The organism is Marcopretia estuarina LEGE 06307, from assembly GCF_056633115.1.
This window is the reverse complement of sequence record NZ_JBSJOY010000008.1, coordinates 37,315-44,837: the sequence shown is the minus strand read 5'-3', so window position 1 is coordinate 44,837 and position 7,523 is coordinate 37,315. Positions and strand designations below refer to the sequence as shown.

Annotated in this window: 4 protein-coding genes; all 4 read right to left on the bottom strand. The window is 68.4% G+C overall.

All coding sequences use genetic code 11. The features are described from left to right. Nucleotides 1-518: 518 nt before the first annotated feature. The 4 genes from ACWJI3_RS15385 to ACWJI3_RS15370 are packed head-to-tail and all read right to left on the bottom strand — an operon-like array spanning nucleotide 519 to nucleotide 7,507. Entirely contained in the window at nucleotides 519-2,159 is a 1,641-nt protein-coding gene (locus ACWJI3_RS15385) for a DUF2079 domain-containing protein (protein ID WP_480204127.1), read from the bottom strand. Then, entirely contained in the window at nucleotides 2,143-3,834 is a 1,692-nt protein-coding gene (locus ACWJI3_RS15380; protein WP_094514850.1) for an ArnT family glycosyltransferase, read from the bottom strand. Before ACWJI3_RS15380 ends, ACWJI3_RS15385 begins: the two co-directional genes overlap by 17 nt. 4 nt (nucleotides 3,835-3,838) lie before the next feature. Continuing rightward, nucleotides 3,839-5,404 carry an ArnT family glycosyltransferase gene (locus ACWJI3_RS15375; protein WP_480204126.1) on the bottom strand — a complete coding sequence of 522 codons (1,566 nt, stop codon included), beginning with the start codon at nucleotides 5,402-5,404 and terminating at the stop codon, nucleotides 3,839-3,841. 27 nt (nucleotides 5,405-5,431) lie between these two features. After that, entirely contained in the window at nucleotides 5,432-7,507 is a 2,076-nt protein-coding gene (locus ACWJI3_RS15370; RefSeq protein ID WP_480204125.1) for a glycosyltransferase family 39 protein, read from the bottom strand. Between the last annotated feature and the right edge of the window lie 16 nt (nucleotides 7,508-7,523).

Sequence of the window (7,523 nt, the reverse complement as noted above, 5' to 3'; positions counted from 1 at the left end):
ACCAGCCGCATGAAAACTTCGTCTTCCCTGAAGAGGTTCTGCCCCGTGGTAACGCCCTCTGAGCCCTAAGTCAATCAGACAGTTCCAGAGGATCAATTCAAATTTGGCGCCCTTCGGGGCGCCTTTTTTGTTGGGTCCCCAACTGTTGCCGATCTCTCAGGTTTTCTTCTAAGATCAATGGGTTGTGTCAGCAGTGCCGTGGGGCGAGTCTTCGGGGTTTTCTCCCTTGTTTCGCTCCGAAGGCGTCACCGGCTGGCGTTATCCCCCAAGGGAGGAGGTGCTTGTGAGCCAAAGTTCCATGTGCAAGGGTCTGTTGATCGCGGAGAACGCCGTCTGATGCCAGGCAGCTTGATCTGAGTTCATTCGGTTCCGCGCCAGAGCGGACCCGGCGATGCCCCCATTCAGCAATCGGCTGAATGGGGGCATCGTTCATTCTGGAGACAGGGTATTGATTGAAGAGCAGCCTTTCTATGGGGAAAGACTTTTCATTTTCGATCGGGTTCTTTGTTCCAGGGAAGTCACTTTTTGGATTCCCGCTCCAGCTTCAATGATCCCACCAGGCGAGCAAGGCGCTCCTGGGCATCGGCATGATCCACTGCGCCTCTGGCCATTAACACGATGCCCCCATCAACATCGACAACCCCATAGCCGGGCGAAAGATCGGGGATCATTTCAAGGATGCGCACCAGCTCTTTGCGATCACCATCAGACACCCTGAGATTCCTGTTGAGCATCTCAAGATCTGCAGCAATCCAGTCAACCTCCTGGGGCTTTCCTTGCCTGTCGAGATAGCGCCAACTGCGGGGAAAACGCACCAGCACCTCCCGCTCAGCAAGCAAAGGAACCAGCGGGGTGGTGGCTGAAACGGTTGCCGTTGGGGGGATCTGCTGGAGAACGCGCCGGGCGGCCTGGCCATGGGCCGAGAGCTGGGCTGGGTTGGAGTAAATCCAGGGCTGCACGCTGTCGGGAATGACGAACGAGAGGCTGCGATTGGGGTTGCTGCTGATCGTCAGCAGGATCGACAGCCCGATTGCCCCGATCCAAACGGCACGAAACTTGGGTCGACGGAAGGTGTCCTGATGGTGCTCCCACCAGAGCACGGCCCCTGCAAACAAGCCCGGGACCACCAGCAGCGCGTAGCGCACATTGATGGCCAGTGGTGGTGGCTTCCCGTCCGCCAGCAGCAACCCTAGAAATGGCAACCCCATCAGCAGCCAGCTGTCCAGGGAGATCAAGGGAATGAACAGCAGCGGCAGACTCTGGGCGAGCAGGTAGCGAAGCGTGTGCCCAGGTTCGCTGAACAGTTCCATGATCAGCGCCATGGGCGTTGAAAGGATCCTTCCCGCCACCTCCAGGCTGCTGGCGCGATCCTGATCACCGAGAAAGTGGCCGAAGTTCTCCACCATGAACCGGCGTGAATTGTCTTCGCTGAACAGAGGCATCAACACATTGGTGACGATCAGGACCCAGCTGACCCCCACCCCACCAATCAGGAGCGCCAAAGGCCACTCTTCCCTGCGTCGTCGCAGCAGCATCCACAGACTCACCCCCACCAGCAGCACGCCGGTGTCCTCCCGGATCAACGGAATCAGCAGGGTGCAGAGCGCCACCAGCCACCAGCTCCGTCGGCGCAATCCCCAGATCAGCAGAAAAAAGGCCAGGGGCAACTGGCAGAGATCCGTGAAGTTGCCCCAGGTGGGGCCGAGTACGGCATTGGCTCCGAAAAAGGAGCAGGCCAGCAGAGCGGCCAGCCGATCGTTGTTGCTCCCCAGGATCTCGAGGGCAAACCGATGCAGCGCCAGACCTGCCGCCGTCATCAGCCCCACCTGAACCAGGGGCAAGGCTGCCGCTCCCAGCAGACCCACCAAGGGAGCCCAGAGCAGCAGCACCGGGGTGAAGTGCTGCCCCAGGCGGTGATAGCCCAGGCTGGGCAACTGGCCGTCGTGGACCACGCTGGCGGAAAGCTGGGAGGAGAGGGTGCTCTCGAAGGGGTGGCCCCGCAGGCTGTTCCAGAGCACCTGCAGAAAGATGCCCTGGTCGTAGGAAGCGGCGAGAACCTGGAGGCGCCATGCCTGCAGGGCCAGGCCAACCACGGCAAACAGCACGGCTGCAGTCAGAACCGCGCGGCTCCAGGAGCGTCGTTCAGGGGCGAGGGTCATCGGATTGAGAAGCGAGTGTGCAGCGCCAGAGGCGCCAGTCCTGCTCGCCCAGCCCACTCAGGCGGCAGCGGACGCCGGGCTGGAGAAGCATGGGCGGAGGGGGGGCGGAGGCTTTCTCAATGAACAGGAACGGGCTCGGAGAACCGGGGCTTGCCCGGGACGGCAACCGTTCGATTGGCCGTTGGGCATACCAGCTCAGGCTTGGACGTCGCCCGGATTGTCCGGCCATGTAGATCGGCATCGGGCGATGGTCCGGCTCGGTCGCCGCACCCCTGACCAGGCTGGCCACGGGGCGAACGTCGTCATGTTCGTTCAATTCCCAGTTCCAGAGGGAACTATGGAAGAGCAGCAGCAGGGAGAGGCACCAGCCCGCGAGCAGCAGGACCAGGCCGCGGCGGCGCTGCCGTTCGGCCGGGCGCAGCAGCAGCAGCCCCCCCCCAAGCAGCCCTACGCCCGCCGGCAGAACAAGAAGACTGGTCCCACTCGGCAGTCCGGTCCGGGCTGTTGCGGCCGCCAGGGCCAGCAGGATCAGGCCGCCACCCAGCCAGGACCACAGGATTGGAACGAGCTGGAGAGGCGGACGGGTCTGCCGAGCCTGCAGCATCTGCGCCAGCAGCGGCCCGCAGAGCAGGGCGAACGGCAGCCAGAGCGGGTGGCTGTACCAGGGGAGCTGGGTGCGCAGCGGCAGGATCGACCCGGCGATCACCAGCTGCAGCACCAGGCACCAGCGCCCCCAGCTGCGGTGGCGCTGGCGCCAGGCGATCACCACCGCCAGGGGCCAGAGCGGCAGCCAGGGCCAGCCACCTTCCAGCATCTCGATCACCGGCACCCGCCAGCCCAGCTGGCTGCCTTCGCCCGCATCCAGCAGCACCCGCGTCACGCCGTCGCCGCCCCAGAGCCAGAGCGCATCGCTGCCGCGCATGAGCGCATGCCAGCCGTGCCAGGCCAGCCCGGGCAGCAGGCCCACGCCAAGGGCCGCCAGCAGCGGCGCCAGCGAACGGCGCGGCCGCTCCGGATCGAGCACCAGGGCGGCCAGGCCGGCGGCCAGCACCGGCAACAGGATCGGGGCCTTCAACATCAGCAGCGCACTGCCCGCCAGGCCGGCGACCAGCCCCCAGCGCCAACCCGCTCCAGTGCGGCCGGAACGGCTGCGCAACAGTGCCCACCAGAGCAGCCCCATGGCGGTGAGCTGCGCGCCGTCCAGCATCGCCAGCCGCCCGTGGCGCGCCACCGGCAGCAGGGTGAGCAGGATCGCCGCGGTCGCCAGGGCGGCACGGTTGTCGCCCGGCCGCAGCTGAAGCTGCACCAGGCCCCCCACCGGCACCACCAGGGAGGAAAGCAGTGCCGGCACCAGCCGCACCACCCATTCCGGCGGTAGCGCCTCCGCCGGCGCCTGGCTGAGCTGGCGCCAGAGGCCGATGGCGGCGGCGATCAGCACATGCAGCCCGGGCGGCTTGTTGAGGTAGGGGCTGCCCCAGATCGTGGGCAGCCAGCCTTCCGGCAGCCCCCTGTTGGCGATCTCCAGCGACACCCGCGCCACGATCCCCTCATCCCAGTCGCGCAGGGGCAGGTTGCCCAGACCCACGACAGCCAGCACCACGGCGGCCAGCCAGAGCAGCAGCAGGCCCCGCCAGGGAATGGCGCGGGGAGGGGTCTGGGGGTGCAGGACGGTCATGGGCTCAGCCTGCCGGCCGCCCGGCCCCTGGAGCCAGCGGAATCACGAAACCGGGCCCGCTCTGGCAGCCCGGTGGCTGGTCGCAGACCCAGCGTTTCAAGCGCGTTTTGGCCTCGCCTTCGGGGAAGGGCGCATAGCTTTCGATCACCGCATAACTGCCGGCCAGGGCATCGGCGCCGTCGGCTCGCCAGGCTGCCGCATCACGCCGCATCAGCCGCTTGGGACTCACCAGCCATCCCTTGCGGTTGGCGAGATAAAGAACAGTGGGGTCGGAACCGCTCATCACCACGACTCTGGCCCCGGGCGGTGTGCGCGCCTGGATCTGCTGCGCCAGCTCCCACACCGGGGATCCGGCCACCCGCTCCCGACTCCAGTAATCCACAGCCAGCACCGTGAGGCTCACCACGACCAGCAGCGTGAGCAGTGCCCAGGCCCCCTGCCGCCCGCAGACACCGGCCTGGCGCCGCAGCCGCACCCAGCCCAGGCCCATCAGTGGGCAGGCGAACAGCATCAGCGGCAGTTGGTAATACTCATGCACCGCGCTGGATTCAGGTGCCAGAGCTCCGGCCAGCAGCACGGCCACCAGCCCCACCGGCAGCACGTGCGCCTGTGGCCCCGGCAGGGCGTCGGGGGGGGCAGCGGCGCCTCGATTGGCAGCGGCGTCGCCATTCCCGCGCGGCAGCAGGCCGAGCACCAGCAACGGCACCCCCAGCACCGCCAGGTTGCGCACGGCCACCCTCAGGCCAAGGCCGAGCCAGTAGCCAGGCGCGAAAAGGTCGGCCCAGCTGTAACGGTTGGCCTCGCCGCCCCAGAAGCCGAAGCTGAGGCCGCTGGCCTGCCCCAGTTTGTGGGCATGCCAGTACCAGGCCGCCGTCACCACCACCGCCGACAGGGCAAACACCCAGCCGCCTGATCGCCGGAGGATCCTCCACTGGTGGGCCTGGCCCCATAGCCATAGCAACGGCAGGCCCAGCCACACGAACGGCAGAACTTTGATCAGACAGGCGGCGGTGAAGGCCAGCCAGGAGATTCCCAGGGCTGCCAGCCTGCCGGTGCGCAGCCAGGCCAGAAAGCGCTCCAGGGCCAGAGCCGCCAGCAGCATCAGCGTCGCCTCCGGCTGCACCGTGCGCCCGTAGAACACCGAAATCGGCAGCACCGCATAGAACAGTCCGCCCCACCAGCCGGCCCGCTCCCCCACCAGCTGGCGGCCGATCCGCACCACCAGCACGATCGTGAGCAGGCTGCAGAGCACGGAGAGGCCCCGCGCCAGCCACTCCTGCACCCCGAACAGGCGGTAGAGCAGGGCAACGCTGTAGGGATACAAGGGAAATTCCGCTTCCACCACGCCGCTGCCGGCGCCGCCCCAGTCGATCTGGGGTGTGAGCAGGTTCATGCCCTGCTCGGCGAAGTTGCGAGCCATCGCCGCCGTGTCCGCCTGCCTCCAGCTGTGGATGCCGAGGACCGGGGCCTGGATCTGGATCAGCCGCAATCCGGCCCCCACCAGCAGTGGAAACCACAACGGCAGGGCCGCGCCGGGCTTGGAAGGGGAAGCTGGCGCCGCAGGGGCCATCAGCAGAGTTCTGGCGTGGGCAGGAGGCTACCGGCCCTCTTTGGCGCCGGCCTCGATGCGCGCCTCCACCGAGGCGATCGCCGCCTCCACGGCGGCGCGGGTGCCAGGGAGGCGGCGCAGATCGCCGCCGAGGACGCCGGCCACATGGACCAGCCCGTCCAGCACCGGTTCGTCGTGGCGCAGGCGCGCCGCCTCGGCCACCGCCGCCGCCTGCCAGGGGCGCCAATCGGCCAGCAGCACCACGGAGCGGTAGGCGCTCGGCCACGGGTTGGCCGGTTCCACCGCCTCCAGCTGTTTGAACCAGCCTTCCGCCGCGGCGGGCCGGTTGAGCAGCACGTCCAGCAGCGCCAGTGCCCAGAGCGCCTCGCGGTCGTTGGGGTTGGCGCTGAGGCGGGCCTCCGCCCAGCGGCGCACACGTGCTTGGTAAAGGAAATGCCCGTCCAGCTGGTGTTCCGGTCCGATCGCGTCGAACACGGCACCCAGGCCGGCCGGGCCCTGCTCCAGGCCGCGGGCAAGTGTGATGAAGCGGCGATCGAACGGCACGGCCGCGGGCGCAGCGGCGCGACGTTGCCAGAGTACGAGCTGGCGGCCCTTGGTCCACGGCCAGCTGCCCACGCGCTCGAAGCGGCCATCGCTGCGCACGCTGCGGCTCAGCTGCCTGGATTCCTTGCGCTTGGTGCCCTGGTCGCCGCTGGCCAGCAGTAGCCACTGGGCCTGCTGCAGCACCAGGGCATGCTCCCGTTTCTGTTTCCCGCTTTCCCGCCCGAGGATCTGCCCGCCCCCCAGGCGTCCGAAGGTGCTCACGTTGTGCTGGTTGACCTCAGCGGTGCTGGGGATCACCAGCACGGTGGTGGGAGCTGTGCCCACGCGTTGACGCACCGCCTCGATCGCCTCAGGCACCGGGGACTCCGCGCGCCGCTCCAGCTCGCCGACACGCTCTGAGGCGGTGGTGGCACCCGTTCCCAGCAGGCCCACCCCCAGCAGCACGGCCCCCAGCCAGGGTCCGAAGCGGGCACGGGCCGCCTGCAGCAGCACCCACCAACCCCGTGCCAGCAGCAGCACCAGCAGCGGCAGCACCGGCGCGATGTAACGCGGATCCTTGTTCGGGCTGAGGCTGGTGACCAACCAGCCGGCGAGGGCGCAACCCAGCAGCCACCCCCAGCCGGAGGCCGTGCCACCGGATTCCGTAGGCGGCCCAGAGTCCTGATCGGGCGGCTCAGCAGCAGCACCCGTAGCAGCATCAGCAGGGCGTCTGCGCTGCCAAAGGGCCAGTGCCCCTCCGGCTGCACCGACAGCGAGCATCGGCGCACCGAGCTGGGCCGGGAAGAGCCTTGGATACCAGAAGAGGCTGGCCAGGCTCAGGGGCGATGGATCCCCTTCGGCGGCGCCCGATTCGATCACCGCCCGGTTGGTCCCGCCGAGGGTGGTGATCCAGTTGTGCTTCAGCCAGGGCAGGGCCACGGTCAGCACCAGGGCCAGGGCGGCCAGGGTCTGCAGGCGGCGCTGCGGCTGGCCCAGCCCGGCGCCCGCCGCCCACAGGCATGGCAGCAGCAGCACCAGCAGGGCGCTCTGCTTCACCATCACCGCGGTGGCCACCGCCGCTGCCGCCACCAGCGCCTGGCTCCAGCGTCCGCCCCTCGGGGCGGGGGCGTACCAGCACCCCAGTCGCCACAGGGCAAGCATGGCGGTGGCGGTGAGTGGAAGGTCGAGGGTGAAATCCACCCGCAGCGCTGCCAGGGCCGGCGCCAGGCACACGAGCGCGGCGGCCAGCAGGCCGAAGCGCGGCCCGCCCAGCTGCCGGCCCCAGCAGGCCACCACCACCAGCAACAGCAGCTGCCAGATAGCAAGCGCCCAGCTGGCCTGATCGGGGCTGTCGCCGCTGAAGGCCATCACGCTGCCATTGACCAGGCTGGCCAGCGGGGGAATCTTCGGGGAGAGATCGAGCAGGGCGCTCCACCCTTGCCAGCCGCCGCCGGCCAGCAGTCCCAAGGCGCGGCCATGGTCCACGGCGCTGTTGAGGTATTCGGCCTGATCCCAGGCAGGCAGCCGCTGGTCGAGCTGCAACCAGAGCCGGTCGGCGAAGGTGCCCGCCAGCCAGATCACGCCCAGACCCAGCCAC

Bases quoted from the DNA above. Each gene is read 5' to 3' on its own strand.
- ACWJI3_RS15385 (WP_480204127.1), bottom strand. From the start codon at position 2,159: ATGACCCTCGCCCCTGAACGACGCTCCTGGAGCCGCGCGGTTCTGACT.
- ACWJI3_RS15380 (WP_094514850.1), bottom strand. From the start codon at position 3,834: ATGACCGTCCTGCACCCCCAGACCCCTCCCCGCGCCATTCCCTGGCGG.
- ACWJI3_RS15375 (WP_480204126.1), bottom strand. From the start codon at position 5,404: ATGGCCCCTGCGGCGCCAGCTTCCCCTTCCAAGCCCGGCGCGGCCCTG.